13 protein-coding genes, 1 riboswitch and 1 other annotated feature are annotated in these 16,566 nt (G+C 60.5%); of the genes, 11 read left to right on the top strand and 2 right to left on the bottom strand.

The window, feature by feature from the left end; genetic code table 11:
- Positions 1 to 217: 217 nt before the first annotated feature.
- Positions 218 to 1,711, top strand: coding sequence for an outer membrane protein assembly factor BamB family protein (locus tag ACFFT4_RS08460; protein WP_378046724.1), 1,494 nt, complete (start codon positions 218 to 220; stop codon positions 1,709 to 1,711).
- Here the strand turns inward: ACFFT4_RS08460 and ACFFT4_RS08455 are convergent.
- Positions 1,690 to 2,859 carry a hypothetical protein gene (locus ACFFT4_RS08455; protein WP_378046722.1) on the bottom strand — a complete coding sequence of 390 codons (1,170 nt, stop codon included), beginning with the start codon at positions 2,857 to 2,859 and terminating at the stop codon, positions 1,690 to 1,692. The genes ACFFT4_RS08460 and ACFFT4_RS08455 overlap by 22 nt on opposite strands.
- 166 nt (positions 2,860 to 3,025) lie before the next feature.
- On the opposite strand from ACFFT4_RS08455, the gene ACFFT4_RS08450 reads away from it, so the two are divergent.
- From ACFFT4_RS08450 to ACFFT4_RS08415, 8 genes are all read left to right on the top strand, one after another.
- The gene (locus ACFFT4_RS08450; protein ID WP_378046720.1) at positions 3,026 to 3,958 is read left to right on the top strand and encodes a VanW family protein; all 933 of its coding nucleotides are present in this window, start codon (positions 3,026 to 3,028) and stop codon (positions 3,956 to 3,958) included.
- A 101-nt stretch (positions 3,959 to 4,059) separates the two neighbouring features.
- A complete protein-coding gene (locus ACFFT4_RS08445; protein ID WP_378046718.1) occupies positions 4,060 to 5,730 on the top strand; it encodes a GAF domain-containing sensor histidine kinase in 1,671 nt (556 codons plus the stop codon).
- Entirely contained in the window at positions 5,727 to 6,386 is a 660-nt protein-coding gene (locus tag ACFFT4_RS08440; RefSeq protein ID WP_378046716.1) for a response regulator, read from the top strand. The genes ACFFT4_RS08445 and ACFFT4_RS08440 overlap by 4 nt, the downstream gene beginning before the upstream one ends.
- Positions 6,387 to 6,544: 158 nt before the next feature.
- The gene (locus ACFFT4_RS08435) at positions 6,545 to 7,168 is read left to right on the top strand and encodes an FMN-dependent NADH-azoreductase (RefSeq protein WP_378046715.1); all 624 of its coding nucleotides are present in this window, start codon (positions 6,545 to 6,547) and stop codon (positions 7,166 to 7,168) included.
- 165 nt (positions 7,169 to 7,333) lie between these two features.
- Positions 7,334 to 7,990, top strand: coding sequence for an NAD-dependent epimerase/dehydratase family protein (locus tag ACFFT4_RS08430; RefSeq protein WP_378046713.1), 657 nt, complete (start codon positions 7,334 to 7,336; stop codon positions 7,988 to 7,990).
- A 39-nt stretch (positions 7,991 to 8,029) separates the two neighbouring features.
- Positions 8,030 to 8,464, top strand: coding sequence for a DUF2203 domain-containing protein (locus ACFFT4_RS08425; protein ID WP_378046711.1), 435 nt, complete (start codon positions 8,030 to 8,032; stop codon positions 8,462 to 8,464).
- A gap of 182 nt (positions 8,465 to 8,646) precedes the next feature.
- Positions 8,647 to 10,878 carry an acyltransferase family protein gene (locus tag ACFFT4_RS08420; protein ID WP_378046709.1) on the top strand — a complete coding sequence of 744 codons (2,232 nt, stop codon included), beginning with the start codon at positions 8,647 to 8,649 and terminating at the stop codon, positions 10,876 to 10,878.
- Between the two features lie 117 nt (positions 10,879 to 10,995).
- Positions 10,996 to 11,094: riboswitch (purine riboswitch) on the top strand.
- 61 nt (positions 11,095 to 11,155) lie between these two features.
- On the top strand, positions 11,156 to 12,097 hold the full coding sequence (locus ACFFT4_RS08415; RefSeq protein WP_378046707.1) for an EamA family transporter: 942 nt from the start codon (positions 11,156 to 11,158) through the stop codon (positions 12,095 to 12,097).
- Here ACFFT4_RS08415 and ACFFT4_RS08410 read toward each other — a convergent pair.
- On the bottom strand, positions 12,084 to 13,757 hold the full coding sequence (locus tag ACFFT4_RS08410) for a ribonuclease J (RefSeq protein ID WP_378046705.1): 1,674 nt from the start codon (positions 13,755 to 13,757) through the stop codon (positions 12,084 to 12,086). The genes ACFFT4_RS08415 and ACFFT4_RS08410 overlap by 14 nt on opposite strands.
- 227 nt (positions 13,758 to 13,984) lie before the next feature.
- Positions 13,985 to 14,233, top strand: a binding site (T-box leader).
- Between the two features lie 55 nt (positions 14,234 to 14,288).
- Between ACFFT4_RS08410 and ACFFT4_RS08405 the strand changes: the two genes are divergently transcribed.
- Positions 14,289 to 15,470 carry an aminotransferase class I/II-fold pyridoxal phosphate-dependent enzyme gene (locus ACFFT4_RS08405; RefSeq protein ID WP_378046703.1) on the top strand — a complete coding sequence of 394 codons (1,182 nt, stop codon included), beginning with the start codon at positions 14,289 to 14,291 and terminating at the stop codon, positions 15,468 to 15,470.
- A 13-nt stretch (positions 15,471 to 15,483) separates the two neighbouring features.
- Positions 15,484 to 16,233, top strand: coding sequence for a hypothetical protein (locus ACFFT4_RS08400; protein ID WP_378046702.1), 750 nt, complete (start codon positions 15,484 to 15,486; stop codon positions 16,231 to 16,233).
- The last annotated feature ends 333 nt before the right edge of the window (positions 16,234 to 16,566 follow it).

The raw sequence follows: 16,566 nt of genomic DNA, 5'->3' as shown, positions 1-16,566 counted from the left end.
AATCGCGTATTCCCAGCCCCGACCCCTTGAAGGACCGACCCGCGCCCGCCGGAGATTAACCTCTCCGGAAGCGCCGGAGTCGGTCCTTTCGCGTATTCCGCTCGGTTGCAACCGAATGCGACAAAGGTCCCGCGGTTTCCCGACGAGCGTTTGACAAGCTTTTCGTCCGCGTGCGGGTACAATCTATTCATTCCAACGGATGGGGGAATGAATAGGGATGGCATGGGGGAGAAAAACGGTCGTATTCCTGCTGGCGATCGGGCTTGCGGCGCAGAGCAGCGCGGAGGCGGGCGCCCTTCGCTCCGGGCAATGGAGCGGCAAGCCGGCGGGCTCTCAAGCTTTTCCCGAAGCGTATACAGAGATCGCGGGCGTGCTGGGCTTTCGCGGCGGGGGGGAGCGAAGCGCCCCGTCTTACGGCACCGCGGAGCTGCGGACGTATCGCCCGAAGATCGTCTGGGAGAAAAAGACGAAGAGCAGCTCATGGGGAGGAGGCGCCGGGTGGACGGGACAGCCGGCCATCGTCAGATGGTCGCCGGAGGTGCTGCGCGCGATGAACGTCAAGGAGAAGTTTCGCGCCAAGCCGGATTTTACGGAAGTGATCTACGCCTCGCTGGACGGCTGCGTCTATTTCCTGGAGCTGGAGACGGGGGAAGAGACGAGAAGCCCGATCAAGGTCGGCAATCCGATTAAAGGCAGCGTGTCCGTCGACGCGCGGGGATATCCGCTGCTCTACGTCGGCGAGGGCATTCCCGAGAACGGAACGATCGGCTTTAATTTGTACAGCCTGATCGATCAGAAGAGACTGCTGCGCGTGAACGGCATCGACTCGTTCGCCTATCGCGGGTGGGGAGCGTTCGACGGTTCCGCGCTGTTCAACCGGCTCGACGATACGCTTACCGTGGGCGGGGAGAACGGATTGTTCTACCGCGTGAAGCTGAACACTACATTCGATCCGCAGCGCAAGACGCTCTCGATCAAGCCGGTCGTCGGCAAATACCGCTACAAAATTTCCGGCAACGGTTATCAGGGCATCGAAAACTCCGTCGCCGCGTTCGGAGACCTGGCTTATTTCGCCGATAACGGAGGCAGCCTGCTGGCCATGAACGTGCGGACGAACGAGCCGGCGTGGGCGCTTCCGCCGCTGGACGATACCGACGCGACGATTGTCGTCGAGGCGGAGAACGGAGTTCCCTATTTGTACACGGGCACGGAGGTCGATAAGCAGGGGAAAAAAGGCTACGCTTACCTGCGCAAAATCGACGGCTTGACCGGCCGGGTCGTCTGGCAGGCGAAGTACGAGTGTCTGTCCATCGTCGGAGGGGCGCATCCGGTGAACGGGGGCGTGCTCGCGACGCCGGTCGTCGGCAAGGGGAATGTATCCGATCTTGCGATCTTCACGATTGCCCGTTACGGCTCGCTTGGCGCGGGACTGATGGTCGCGCTCGACAAGAAGACGGGCAAGGAAGCGTGGAGGCTGCCGATGAAACGCTACGCCTGGTCTTCTCCGACCGACGTCTACGATTCGTCGGGCAGCGGGTATTTGATTCAGGCCGATTCGGGGGGCGTCGTCTCGGTGATCTCGGCCAGAGACGGCCGGGTCCGGGGAAGCCTCGCGCTCGGCGCGAATATCGAAGCGTCCCCGGCGGTATTCGATCAGTACGCGGTCGTCGCTTCGCGCGGCGGCAAGCTCTACGGAATCAAGCTGGAATGATCGGAGCCCAGCCCGACGATGCGCCAGGGCGATTGGGGGGAGCTGCGCGCGAGCTCGAAACGCAGCTTGGCGCGCAGCGTTCCCCGTCCGTCGAGGCGGACGAGGACGGGCAGGTCGACCGAGGCCGACAGCTTGTCGCCGTCGTCGTCCTGCGCGAGCTTGCCGGCACGGGCGTAATAGATCGAATCAAGTCGTTCGAGCAGACGGCTCAGCATGGCCGTCTCCTCGGCGGACGCGCCCGTCCAGATCAGGCTCAGCATATCGCCGTCTTTCAGATTCAGCGCCTCGACGAAGCTGGAAGCCAGTGCGGCGGGCGAAGCGGAATCGAAATAGCGGCGCAGATCGCCGCCGGCCTTATGCACCATCAATTGATGCGCCGGGTCGGGCGTATCGGAGCGGTGGGACGTGCTGCCGAGAAAATGCACGCAGAAATGGCCTTTGAAGCCGTTGTCCGGAATGCCGTCCCCGCCATGGGGCATGCCGTTCATGGAGGCGGCTATTCGCGCGCCGTCTTTGGCGACGACGATCGCTCTGCGCTCCCAGCTCCACTTGTCCCCGTAAATCCGCTTCATCGTCGCCGAATCTTCCCGTGAGACGGGCTGCACGTCGGCATGGTCGCTTCCGGCGCGCCGCTGCACGCGGAAGGAAAGCCCGCTCTCGAGGTCGACAATCGTAAACAAGCTTTTCCTCCCGACGATGCTTCGGGCTTCGTTCCAATCCATCAGCTTGCCGTAATGCCGGCTTCGCAGCGCTTCCGCATAGCGCAGCAGGCGCTCGGACGCATCGGGCGGCAGCCATAAGAGCTTCGAGGCGGCCTCGTCCCACAGCCGGCCCGTCCGTTCCAGGCGGTAGACGGTTTTTCGATCGTCCGTCTCCCAGACCGAGACCTCCAGATCCGTATAGCAGTCGACCCGCTCCGCCGGCCGGCGCTCCGCCGCGGCGATCCGCGAAGCGAGCCGCGGGCTGCTGATCTTCAAGCTGCTGAACATGGCGGCCGTTCCGCTGGCGCGAACGGTCATCTCGAGCCGCTCCGGCCTGTCGGCCGGCCGCTTCGCGTTCGCCTGCTGCTCGCCCGCGCCCGCCAGACCGCAGGCGAGCAGAACGGTCAGGCTCCAACGCAGCGTTAGCCGTCGCATCGGTCGGATCATCCGGATCTCTTCCTTTCTTGTCGCTGTCGTTTGTTTGTTATTTTCGGCGAACAGGGGAGCGATTATGTGGCATAAGCCGGGCGAGTTTCGAGCAACGTAAGGTCAAGTGCGGGACGGCGCGGCCGAACGGCACGGAACCGCTATTTCATCGAATCGAGGGATCAGCTTGGCTTGGAAATGGATCGTTGGCGCGCTGCTGCTCGCGCATGCCGCCATATTGCCGGAGCGGCTTGCGATTATGTCGGACGGAGAAGAAATCGCCGTCGTACGGCGCACCGATTATGAATTCCCGCTGCCGGGATTGCCGATAGTTAACGACGTTAAGTTCTTGGAGCTCACGGGACGGATCGAGAAGCTGGTTCATCGGCCGCCCCTCAACGCGGCGCTGGACGCCTCGGGCGCGATCGTGCCGGAGAAGCCGGGCTACCGACTGGATCGCGCCGCTTGGGAGAAGAGCTTCTACCGCTTCATGGTGGAGGGGACGCCATCTTCTCTGCAGCCGCCGCTCAAAACGATATATCCCCGTGTAGACAGCGAGCTGTTGGCCTCGCTCAAGGAGAAGATGATCGGCCATTACACGACCTACTACAATTCGAACAACAAAAGCCGCTCCCACAACATCGATCTGGCCGCCAAAGCGCTGAACAATCGTTACGTGTTTCCGGGAGAATCGTTTTCGTTTAACGAGACGCTTGGGGAACGCACGGCGGGCAAGGGGTACAAGCGCGCTAAAATTATCGTCAGAGGGGAAGTGGCCGAGGGCATCGGGGGCGGCATCTGCCAGGTGTCGTCAACGCTGTTCAACGCGGTGGACCGCGCGGGAATGACGATTGTCCGGCGGTATTCGCACAGCCGCAACGTTCCCTACGTTCCGCCGGGCCGGGACGCGACGGTAAGCTGGTACGGACCGGATTTCGTGTTCAGCAACCCGTACGATCATCCGGTGCTCATCCGTTCGTTCGCCGGCGGCGGGCAGACGACCGTACTGATCTATTCCGCGGACGAGATTCATAACCGGCCTCGCGAAGTGCCCAGCGCGACGAAAAAGCTGCCGAAGGAAGTGCCGGCCGGCCGCGACGTCCATCTCTTCGTGCCGTAAACCGGGGCGCCTTCCGGAGCCGGCTTCGCCCGCCTCTTTCGCAGGAATGGCAAAATGGTTATACTCATCTGTACAAACCTATTTCCGGAAGGAAGAGCGGGATGAGTCGGGTAATTCGCGCGAACGAGCTGATCGCGTTGAAGGAAATCGCCGAGGCTTTGAATTCGAGCAACGAGCTCGAGGCGATGCTGAACGGCGTATTGAACAAGCTGCTGCAGGTGACCGGTCTGACGACCGGCTGGATTTTCCTGATGAACGACGACGAGAGGGGCTACGAGTGTCCGGCCTCCGAGAACGTGCCGCCGGCTCTGACCGCGGGCAATTACGCCCTGATGTGCGGTGAGGAATGCTTCTGCATCGAGAGCTACAGAAATCGCAAGCTGGAGCAGGCGGTCAATATTATCGAGTGCAAGCGAATCAACTATGCGATCAAGCACGGCATCGGCGATACGGAGAACCTGACGCATCACGCGACAGTGCCGCTGAAAGCGGGCAGCGAACGGTTCGGACTGCTGAACGTGGCCGAAGCCGGCAAGGAGCGGTTCAGCGAGGACGAGCTGGCTCTGCTGCACGCCGTCGCGCTCCAGATCGGCATGGCGATCAAGCGCATCCGTCTGTATCAGGCGCAGGAGCGCAACGCGCTGCTCTACGCCAAGCTGGGCGACGTCATTCAGCGCATGAATTCCGTACTCGAGCCGAGCCAGCTGCCGGTCAAGGCGGTGAGAATGATCGGGGACGCGTTCGAATGGCCCAACGTGGCTCTGTTCACGAGCAAAAACGAAGAGCTGTCGCTATGGGCCCAGTACAAGGACAACCGCATTCATGAGAAATGGCAGGACCTGGAGCTGGAGCAAGCCGGCATCGTCCGAACGGCTTACCGCGACAATCGGCTGGTCATCGAGGCTCACGACGGCGCGGCGTGCAAGGAAGTGCTGAATACGCTCGGCCTGCCGCCAAGCGGCTCCGCCGCCGCCATCCCGCTGCGCGCGCGAGGACGCCCTTTCGGCGTGCTGCTGCTCAGCAGTCCGCGCAACAAGCTGTTCGAAGACTATCCGGAGGATTTCATGTATTCGCTGGGCGACCATCTTACGCTGTGCTTCGAGAACATGCGCATCAACGAGCAGCGCAACGAGCTGGCCTTGGTCGAGGAGCGCAACCGGATGGCTCGCGATCTGCACGATTCGGTTATCCAGAAGGTGTTCTCCCTGTCCTTCCTGGCCAAGGGCGCGGAAGCGATGATCGCGGACAAGGAGCCGGCCGCCGCGGAATCGCTGCGGGAGATCGGGGCGCTGTCGCAGGAAGTGCTCAAGGAAATGCGCGCGCTGATCTGGCAGCTCAGGCCGGCGGGCCTGGAGAACGGGCTGCTTCCCGCGCTGAAGCAGTACGGGCAGCGCATCGGCCTGACCGTCTTCGAGCAGGCGGAAGGCGTCATGGATTTGCCGAGGGCGATCGAGGAGGCGCTGTGGCGAATCGGCCAGGAGGCGCTGAACAATGTGAAGAAGCATGCCGGCACAAACGTCGCCTACGTCCGGGTGACGAAGACCGAGACGGAGGCGGTACTCGAGATCGCCGATCGCGGCAGAGGATTCGAACGCGGCGGGAAGAGGAAGGGCCGGCGGTCGATGGGGCTGATGTCGATGCGGGAGCGGGCGGAGGCGCTCGGCGGAGAAATCGCGATCGCCAGCGGAAAAGGGATGCCTTCGACCATCAAGGTGAAAATACCGATTCATATTATAGAGAAGCAGTGCATGGAGGAGAAGGAACGGCTGTGAAAATCAAATTATTGCTAGCGGACGACCATCAGATCGTGTTAAAAGGCATTTCGTTTTTCCTGTCCATGCAGCCGGATTTCGAAATCGTAGGCGAGGCCCACAACGGGCGGGAAGCGGTGGAGATGACGGACAAGCTGAAGCCGGACATCGTGCTGATGGATTTGAATATGCCCGTCATGGACGGGATCGAAGCCAGCCGGCTGATCGCGGAGAGCCATCCCGAAGTGAAAGTGCTCGTGCTGACGAGCTTCGCGGACAGCAGCCACGTCGTTCCGGCGCTGCGCACGGGAGCGATCGGCTATATGCTGAAGGAGGTGGAGCCGGATCAGCTTGTGGAGGCGATTCGCAGCGCGTACAAAGGCAACATGCAGCTCCATCCCGACATTTCCGCGGTCATCCTGTCGCAGCTCTCGCCGGGCGGAAAGGAGCTTCGGGCCGCGCCTTCGAAGGAAGCGCTCGACCTGCTGACGCCGAGGGAGCTCGAGGTGCTGGAGCAGCTTACCAAAGGGCTCAGCAACAAGGAGATCGCGCAGGCGCTCGTCGTCGCGGAGAAGACGGTGAAGACGCACGTCAGCAGCATTCTGGGCAAGCTGAATTTGACCGATCGGACGCAGGCGGCGCTGTATGCGGTGTCCGCGTTTTCTCCCGTGGAATAATCCCTTGCCTTCTAAGACTATAGTCGTAAGACCGGTCCTCCGCCTCGGGAGGATTTTTTTCATGCGCGGAATTCGGTCTTAATGCCGATGTGCGCGATCGGGAATAAGATTATAGTTACTACAGTTACTTTAATAAATATAGTGGAGGGAACACCGATATGAGCAAGGTATTATTCGTCAAAGCCAACGACCGCGGAGAGCAAGCGGTCAGCGTAAAGCTGTACGACGCTTTCCTGGAAAGCTATAAGCGGAATCATCCGGAGGACGAGGTCGTCGAGCTCGACCTGTTCAAGGAAGACCTGCCTTATCTGAACGCCAATATGATCAACGGCAGCTTCAAGGCCGCGCGCGGCATCGAGCTGACGCCGGAAGAGCGGGAAGCGATCGCCGTCAAGCACAAATATCTGGATCAATTTCTGGCCGCGGACAAGGTCGTATTCGGCTTCCCGCTCTGGAACCTGACGATTCCGGCCGTGCTGCACACGTATATCGATTACATCTACGAAGCCGGCAAAACGTTCAAATATACGGAGCAAGGCCCGGTCGGCCTGATTCCGGACAAGAAGATCGCCCTGCTGAACGCGCGCGGCGGCATCTATTCCGACGGACCTGCCGCGGCCGCGGAAATGTCCTTTAACTACATTCGCAACATTATGGCGTTCTTCGGCGTCACCCAGTTCGAGAACATTATCGTCGAAGGCCATAACCAGCTGCCCCACAAAGCCGAGGAGCTGATTTCCGAAGGCGTGGAGAAGGCGGATAAAGCGGCTGTCGGCTTCTAAGCAGCGAGCCCGCACCGATAATCGCCCCGCAGGCCGGCGCCCAGCGCGTCCCGGTTCTGCGGGGCGATTTTTCGTCATTTGCCGGGTTTGCCATTTGTGCGCGGGCCGGAGTGTGTCTATAATGGGTTTGAATGGGTGCTTATCCAAGAGGGAGGAAGACGGACGATGAAGGTGCTTGTAACGGGCGTTACCGGCATGGTGGGCGAAGGCGTGCTGCTCGAATGCTTGAACGACCCCGGCATCGAACGGGCGCTTGTCGTGAACCGCAAGCCTTGCGGGCTGTCGCATCCGAAGCTGACGGAAATTATTCATGAGGATTTTTTCGATCTGTCGCCGATTGCCGATCGGCTCGCCGGACTGGACGCGTGCTTGTTTTGCCTGGGAGTGTCCTCGGTCGGCATGAGCGAAGAGGAGTACACGCGCAAAACCTATGACTTGACTCTGAATATGGCTGGCCTGCTGGCGAAGAACAATCCGGATATGGCGTTCTGTTATGTGTCCGGAGCCGGGACGGACGGCACGGAACGGGGCCGGAGCATGTGGGCCAGGGTAAAAGGAAGGACGGAGAACGATCTTCTTAAGCTGCCTTTCCGAGCGGCGTACATGTTCCGGCCGGGCTATCTGCACCCTACGCCGGGAGCGGCGAATACGCACCGTTATTATCGCCTGATGTCCTGGATCTACCCGGTCCTTCGGCGCTTGCTTCCGAACCAGGTCTCCACGCTTCGCGAGCTGGGAGTCGCGATGATTCGCGCGGCCGGGGCGGGTTACGACAAGCCGGTCCTCGAAGTGAAGGACATCGTTCGGTTGGCGGGAAGCTGATCGGGCGTCCTCCGCAATTCGACAAAGGAGAAGATGCGATTGGAACATAAGCTGTTTACGGCGGAAGAGGCGAACGAGCTGCTGCCGCAGATCCGACGGGAGCTGGCTGCGCTGCAGGAGCTGGCGGGGAAAATAGAGAGCCGGCACAGGGACCTGCTTAAGTTCAAGTCGATCCACAAGCATGCTTTTCCCGATCTGCCGCACGACAACGATCCGTTTTTCGAAATGGAGAGCAGCCTGGACTTTCTGCGAATCGAGATGGACATGATGATCCGCAACTTCTCGCGCAAAGGCGTGCTGCTGAAAATGATCGATCCCGGACTAATCGATTTTCCGACGATGATCGAAGGGGAGCCGGCGCTGCTCTGCTGGAAGGAAGGGGAGGAGCGGGTCGGGCATTACCATGGCTGGCACGACGGCTTCGTCGGCCGAAGAGCGCTGCCGGAAGACCGCGACCCCGGCGCCCGCGGCTAGCCAATTGCTGGAAGGAGCGCGGGGCGCCATGCCGCGCCGCCGCTGAACCGGACCGCCTGTCGGGCGGTTTTTTTGCGTTGGGCGGCAAAAAACTTGAATAACCGATCGAACTTTTTCGTAGGCTCAAACGTCTAGCCCATATCCGCGAAAAAACACCTGCAGAGAGAAGAAGGTATGAGAGCATGAAAGACGCCGCGAGCCGTTTTCCGCCCCCGAATCGACCATCCATTCCCGCGCGTGGAACGAAACCGCGCGGCAGACGTTATATGCCCGGCCTGGACGGATTGAGAGCGCTATCGGTCCTGGCCGTTATCGCCTACCATTTGGACCTGGGCTGGGCGCCCGGCGGACTTCTGGGGGTCGGTGTTTTTTTCGTCCTGTCCGGTTATTTGATTACGGACCAGCTGCTGTCGGAATGGCGGCGTTCGAGGCGCATCGATCTGGCCGGATTCTGGATCCGGCGAGCGCGAAGGCTGCTGCCCGCCATGCTCCTGATGCTCGCCTGCACGGCGCTCTGGCTGCTGCTGTTCGATCGGTCCCGACTGACGGAGCTTCAGGGCGATTTCGTGTCGGCGGCGCTGTATTTTCATAACTGGTGGCTGATTTTCCACGAGGTATCGTATTTCGAGAGCTTCGGCCCCCCGTCGCCGATCGGCCATCTGTGGTCGTTGGCGATCGAAGAGCAGTTTTATTTGCTCTGGCCGCCGCTGCTTATTCTCGGCGTGCGCGTCGCGCGAAGAAGAGGTGGGCTGATCGCGCTGCTTCTGGCCGGAGCGCTCGTCTCGGCCGCGGCGATGGCCTTGCTCTACGTTCCCGGACTGGACCCGAGCCGCGTCTATTACGGCACCGACACCCGGGTGTTTGCCCTGCTGATCGGCGCGGCGCTTGCGGCGGCTTGGCCGAGCGACGGAGCGGGCGAGCGAATTCCGCGGCGGTTCCGCACGTATCTGGACGCGGCGGGAGCGATCAGCCTGGCCGCGATCGTCTGGATGATCGCGACGACGGGCGAATACGACGGATTTCTGTACGAGGGCGGTCTGGCGCTGCTCTCCGTGCTGTCGGCGCTGACGATCGCGGCGCTTACGCTGCCGTCCGGCCTGCTGGCGTTCGCGTTCGGCAGCAAGCCGCTCAAGTGGATCGGCGTGCGCTCTTACAGTCTGTATATTTGGCATTATCCGGTTATCGCGCTGACAAGTCCGTCGATCGATACGGGAGGCCCGGAACCGGTTCGCGTCGTCCTGCAGCTGGCTGCCAGCTTCGTCCTGGCCTCGTTGTCATGGAAATACGTCGAGGAGCCGATCCGAAGAGGCGCGCTGCGCGAATGGCGAAAGCGGCTGCGGACGTCTCCCGAGAGCCGCCGGAAAGCTTCGGCGGGGATCGCGCTGTGCGCGGTATGCCTGCTGGCGGTGTCGTTTAACGGGGCGATTCTCAAGTCCGCCGCGACGATGCCGGTGTACGCCGACGGGGAAACCGCGAGCGAGCATCCGTCCCCGGAGCGGCCGCCGGAAGCGACCGGCGGGAAGACGCCGGCAGCGGAGAATACGGAAGCTTTCGAGACGTCGCGGCCGCTCGAACAGCCGAGAGCCTCGGAATCTGCGGAGCCATCCAATCAGCCGGATAGCGGGGAAGCGGAAGCAACCAAGCCGCCGAAGCCGACGGATAAGCCCGACGGATCAAAGCCGGGAGCCTCCGAGTCGTCGCAGACCCCCGAACAGTCGGGGGCTTTGGCGCCGCCGGAGTCACCGAATCAGCCGGATAGCGGGGAAACGGAGGCGACCAAGCCGCCGAAGCCGACGGATAAACCCGGCGGATCAAAGGCGGAAACCTCCGAGTCTCCGGAGCCGTCCAAGCAGCCGGACACGGGGAAAGGAGAGGCCTCCAAGCCGCCCAAACAGACGGATAAGCCCGACCGCGGCCAAACGCCGCCTCCTAAGCCGGTCCAGGGCGCCGGCAAAGGGATTACGGCCATCGGGGATTCCGTTCTGCTGGACGCGGCGCCGTATTTGGAGAAGCTTCTTCCCGGCATCTTCGTCGACGGCAAGATCGGACGCCAGATGACGCACGCGCAGGAAGTTGTCGAAGCGATGATCGCGTCAGGGTCGCTCGGAGATCGCATCGTCATCGAGCTCGGCACGAACGGCTCGTTTAACTCCAAGCAGCTCGTCAAGCTGATCGAGACGATCGGCGACGAGAGGGACATCTGGCTGGTGAACGTCCGGGTGCCGCGCAAATGGCAGGACAACGTCAATTCCGCGCTGAAGAAAGCTGCCGGGGAATACGACAACGTCAAGCTGGTCGACTGGTACTCCGCAAGCAAAGGACAGGACGACTTTTTCTATAAGGACGGCGTCCACCTGAAAAATCAGGGCGCGGAATTTTACGCTTCGCTGCTGGCGAAGGAGCTGAGCGCATAGCCCCGGGCACCCGCGAAGGTATCAACCGGGCTAATGGCGTCCTTGACTGTCTCGCCGACCTGTCGCCTATTGACATTTACGAGCTGCGGCGGTATTATTCATCCTGTTGCCTGGCATAATTACGATTGACTATATGTTCGTATAACCCCATAGAATAGGGTGGGGGTCTCTACAGGAAGCCTTAACTTCCTTGCTACGAATCGGTTCGCTCGCGCGAGCCGTATTCCGGGCAAGGAAGTTTTTTATTGCATCCGCACAAGGAGGAAGAGATAACGCCATGAAATATAAATTATCCGTTCTGCTCGGAGCCGTCTGCTACGGCATTCTGTCCACGATAGTCACGAAAGCCTACGCGCAGGGCTACTCGCTCGGCGAGGTCGTCGGCAGCCAACTGCTGACGGGATTTGTGCTGGCGTGGGCGTTAACGCTGCTCATGCGAGTGGGAGGAAGGAACGCGCGCAGGCGTCCCGAAACCGGCACGGCAACGATAGGGAAGGCGAAGCTGGGCTGGAAGCAGCGCCTGTTGCTGATGGCGGCGGGAACGCCGACGGCCGTCACAGGATTGCTGTACTATGAATCGCTGCACTACATTCCGAATTCGCTGGCGATTCTGCTGCTGTTCCAATTTACCTGGATCGGAGTGCTGATGCAGGCCGTCGCGCGCAGACAGCGCCCCGGGGGCGCTATGCTGCTGACGGTGGCCGTTCTCCTTGGCGGCACGATTATGGCGGCGGGCGTCATCGACCAGGGGATGGCCGGACTGGATTGGCGCGGTGTGGCGTTCGGATTGGCGTCCGCGCTCAGCTACTCGCTGTTTATTTTGTTTAGCGGCAAGGCTGTCCCATCCGTTCATCCGGCGGCGCGCAGCGCGTGGATGATTACCGGAGGCATGCTGCTCGTATTCGTCCTGTTCCCGCCTGCATTTCTGTTCAACGGCGTGCTGTGGAGCGGCCTGCTTCCGTTCGGGCTGCTGCTCGGGCTGTTCGGCGCATTCCTGCCGCCCGTGCTGTACGCGATCGGAGTGCCGCGCATCGGAGAAGCCTTGACCGGCATCCTCGGCGCTTCGGAGCTGCCGGTCGCCGTGCTGCTGGCGGCCGTCGTGCTGCGGGAGCATGTGAGCGTGCTGCAGTGGGCGGGCGTCGCGGTCGTACTGCTCGGAGTCGCGCTGCCGGAGCTGCTGGCCAGATTATCGCGCAAATCGGTTTCTATACTTGAATAAGAATCGGCAAAATCATCGGCCGGCGCTTCGTCTTGGTCCACAGAAACTTGCCGACCTCTTCCTTGATCGTCTGCTTGTACGTGCTCCACTGGTTCACGCGTTCCTCCAGCAGCTTGCCGAGAGCGACGGCGGCGATTCGGCTGACTTCCTCCAACAATCCCTCGGACTCGCGCACGTACACGAAGCCGCGCGAGATCGCGTCCGGACCGGATACGAGCTTGTTGTCGGAGCGGCTTAGCGTAATGACGAGAATGAGAATGCCGTCCTCGGACATATGCTTGCGGTCGCGCAGCACGACATGGCCGACGTCGCCGATGCCGAGACCGTCCACCAGCGTGTTGCCGGTCGGGATTCGGCGGCGCTGGCCGGCGATTCCTCCTTCGATGTCGACGACGTCCCCGTTTTTGACAATGAAGATATTTTCCCGCTCGACGCCTACGGACTCCGCCAGATTACGATGCTGGCACAGCATCCGGTATTCGCCGTGAATCGGGACAAAGTATTTCGGCTTCATCAGCGTGAGCATCAGCTTGAGCTCTTCCTGGCTCGCGTGTCCGGAGACGTGCATGCCGGTCACCGAACCGGAGCCGTAGATGACTTTGGCGCCGATCTCGTACAGATTGTCGACGATGCGCGCGACGTTGCGTTCGTTGCCGGGGATCGGCGTCGCGGCGAGTATGACCGTATCGCCCCGCAGCACTTCCACCTGGCGGTGGGTGGAGCTCGCCAGCCGGGAGAGCGCGGCCATCGGTTCGCCCTGGGAGCCCGTGCACAGCACGACGATCTCGTTCGGGGAATAGCGGCTTACCTCGGACGGATCGATCATCAGCCCTTCCGGCAGACGAAGATAGCCAAGCTCCGCGGCAACGTTAACGACGTTAATCATACTTCTGCCAAGCAGCGCGAGCTTGCGGTTAAGCCGATGGGCGGCGTCGACGATCTGCTGCAGCCGGTGCACGTTGGAGGCGAACGTGGAGATGAAAATTTTTTGCTCCGCCTTGGAGAACGCCTCCTCGATATGCTCGCCGACAAGCCGTTCCGAAGGCGTGAAGCCGGGACGCTCCGCGTTCGTGCTTTCCGAGAGCAGCAGCAGTACGCCCTTATGGCCGAGGGCGGCCATCTTGTGGATGTCCGGGTAATAGGCGTTAACCGGCGTAAGATCGAATTTGAAATCCCCGGTATGCACGATGACGCCCTCCGGCGTATTCAAGGCGATGCCCAGGCAGTCCGGGATGCTGTGGTTCGTGGCGAAAAAGCTTACTTTGAAGCTGCCGAAGCGGAGCACAGAATCGGCGGTGATCGTCTTCAGCCGGGAAGTGCCGAGCAATCCGTGCTCGCGCAGCTTGATCTCGATCAGTCCCAGCGTCAGACGGGTGGCATAGATCGGCATGTTGAGCTGCTTCAGCACATAGGGAATGCCGCCGATATGGTCTTCGTGGCCGTGCGTGACGACAAGCGCTCTGATTTTATCCCGGTTTTCAAGCAAGTATGTAATGTCCGGCACGATGACGTCGATGCCCAGCAGGCTTTCGTCCGGAAACTTGGAGCCGCAATCGATGACGAGAATGTCGTCCGCGTAGCGGATTACGTACATGTTTTTGCCGATTTCGTTGACGCCGCCGAGCGCTACGACCGACAGCGCGTTCTCCTCCGAGCTCAAGAATCGGTCCCTCCGTTCACGATAGGAATAAGTGCAGTATTGCCTTGAACGACGCCGTTCATCCCATGAGCCGGGCGTTGGGGGGCCGGAACAGGACGCCGCGCCGGACGGCTTGATCGCGGTTCGGGGACCGTGCGCAATTCCAGGCCGCGGTTTTGCCCGTTTCTTTTTGTAGTTGCATTTTAACCGGGCTGTGCGTATAATAAATTTCAACTTAATAGGTTTGCCAAAAGTCAATGAAGAGAAAGAGTACGTTATTCGTCGGTTCCGCAGAGAGTTGGGTCGGGTGAAAGCCAACGTTCGGGCGATAACGGAAAGCCATCTCCGAGACGCAGACTGAAATTAAAGTAAGCTCTGCCGCATTTCCAGCGTTAACGGGAACACGTATTGATGGATACGTTGCGGAGCGCCGCTGTATTTCGTGCAAACGAAAGGCGGAACCAGGGTGGTAACACGGGTGCAAACTCGTCCCTTGCGGACGGGTTTTTTTGTTTTTAAATTTTGTTCTATTCGAAGGGGGAGCTATTGAAGATGTCGCACCAAACGATGACGCCGATCGAACGGCTGCTGTCTCCGCAAGTCCGGGAAATGCCGCCGTCGGGCATACGCAAATTTTTCGACTATACGTCGGGCATGAAGGACGTTATCTCGCTCGGAGTGGGGGAGCCGGACTTCGTCACGCCGCAGATCGTTCGCGACGCTTGCGTCGCCGCGTTGGACAAAGGAAGGACGTCGTACACCTCCAATGCGGGCATGCCCGAGCTGCGCGAGGCGATCGCGGAATACTTGCCGGACGCCTGCGGCGTAAGCTACGAGCCTTCCAGCGAAGTGCTGGTCACGGTCGGCAGCAGCGAAGCGATCGATCTCGCGCTTCGCGCGCTCATCAGCGAGGGGGACGAGATCGTTATTCCGGAGCCGTGTTATATTTCCTATTCGCCGATCGTGTTTCTCGGCGGGGGCAGGCCGATCGGCGTCGAGACGCATGCCGAGTATCAGTTCAAGCTGCAGGCGGAGGCGTTGAGAGAGAAGCTGACTCCGCGTTCCAAGGTGCTTGTGCTCTGCTATCCGAACAATCCGACCGGCGGCGTGATGACTTACGAGGATTGGCTGCCGATCGCCCGGCTGGCGGAGGAGCGCAATCTGGTCGTCATTTCGGACGAAATTTATTCCGAGCTGAGCTACGGGGATAAGCACGTCAGCTTTGCGTCGCTGCCGGGCATGAAGGAGCGGACCTTGGTCGTGAACGGCTTCTCCAAGGCGTTCGCGATGACCGGCTGGCGCGTCGGCTATGCGTGCGGACCGCGCGAGCTGATCGCTGCCATGCTGAAGATCCATCAATATACGGTCATGTGCGCGCCGATCATGGGGCAGGTGGCGGCTTTGGCGTCGCTGCGGGTCGGCATGGAGGAGAAGGACCGGATGATCGAATCCTACAATCAGCGGCGCAGGTTATTCGTCCAGGGGCTGCGGCAGATCGGGCTGCCGTGCCACGAGCCGCAAGGCGCGTTTTATGCCTTCCCCTCGATCGCGCATACGGGGCTGACCTCGGAGCAGTTCGCGCACCGCTTGCTGCAGGAGGAGAAGGTGGTTACCGTTCCCGGCCACGTATTCGGTTCGGGCGGCGAAGGATTTATCCGTTGTTCTTACGCCTCGTCCCAGGTACAATTAGAAGAAGCGTTGGAGAGAATCCGCAAATTTCTAAGCTTGATATAGAAGGGATGGCGAAATGATAATGGAAGCTGCCAAAGGGAGCAATCTGAAGCTGTATCCGCCGCTGGAGGATTATATCGCTTTCGACAACGAGGATGATTATGCGGACAAGGGACGCGGCTGGGGCCTGTTCGCCAAGACGCCGAAGACGAATTTCTGGTACAAAAGCGCATCCGCGCAGCATCAGGTCTCGATCAAGGGTTATATGGAATACGGGAACATGTGCGTGCTGATCGTAGAGTTCGAGGATGGCCGGCAGACCAGCATTCATCCCGCCTATCTGAAGGAAATGCAGAGCGGCACGTTCGGACGGGAGTCGGTTATTGCAGAGACGGAGGAGGCCGAGGGCGGCGAATCGTCCGCTTCGGCTTCCGCCGCCGGAGCGGAGATCGGGGAAGATGGCGAGGACAAGCCGGCGAAAGCGGCGAAGACCGCCAAAGCCCAGAAAAAGCCGAAGGAGAAGAAGGAAAAGCTGGAGCTGCCCGCCGACAAGGTGAAATTCACCGCCAAGGTCAAGGAGTTCACGACAAAGCCGAATCCGTTCTCCGAGCGGGACGACGAGATCCTGCTGCTGGAGGAGGTCGCCATCGTAGGCGACAATCCGCTGGACATCGGCGACGCCTGGTGCGGCTACAGCAACACGCTGAAGGGCTTCGGCCTCGAGGTGGGCAACGTGATCTCCTTCGAGGGCAAAGTCGTGGACAAAAAGTTTAATAAGGAAATACTGTACAAGGTCAACAATCCTTCGAAGCTTGTTGTTCAGTGATTGTCGGGTACCGCCGCCGGGGCATTCGCCTCGGCGATTCTATTTTGCTTAGCTCCGGAGGACCGTATTAGCCCGCCTAGCGTACCTATTGGCTCATCAATAGCCCCGGCGGATCGTATAAGCCCGCCCCGCGTGCCTATTCGCTCATCACCGGCTCCGGCAGATCGTTTAAGCCCGTCGCACATACTTATTCGCCCATTACCGGCTCTGGAGGACCATATTAGCTCGCCTCACGTGCCTATTGGCTCATCAATAGCTCCGGCGGATCGTATAAGCCCGCCTAGCGTGCCTATTGGCTCATCAATAGCTCCGGCGGATCGTATAAGCCCGCCT

It is taken from the genome of Cohnella cellulosilytica (genome assembly GCF_042431195.1).
GTDB classification, from domain to species: Bacteria; Bacillota; Bacilli; order Paenibacillales; family Paenibacillaceae; genus Cohnella; species Cohnella cellulosilytica.
This window is presented reverse-complemented; position numbering and strand designations above follow the sequence as displayed.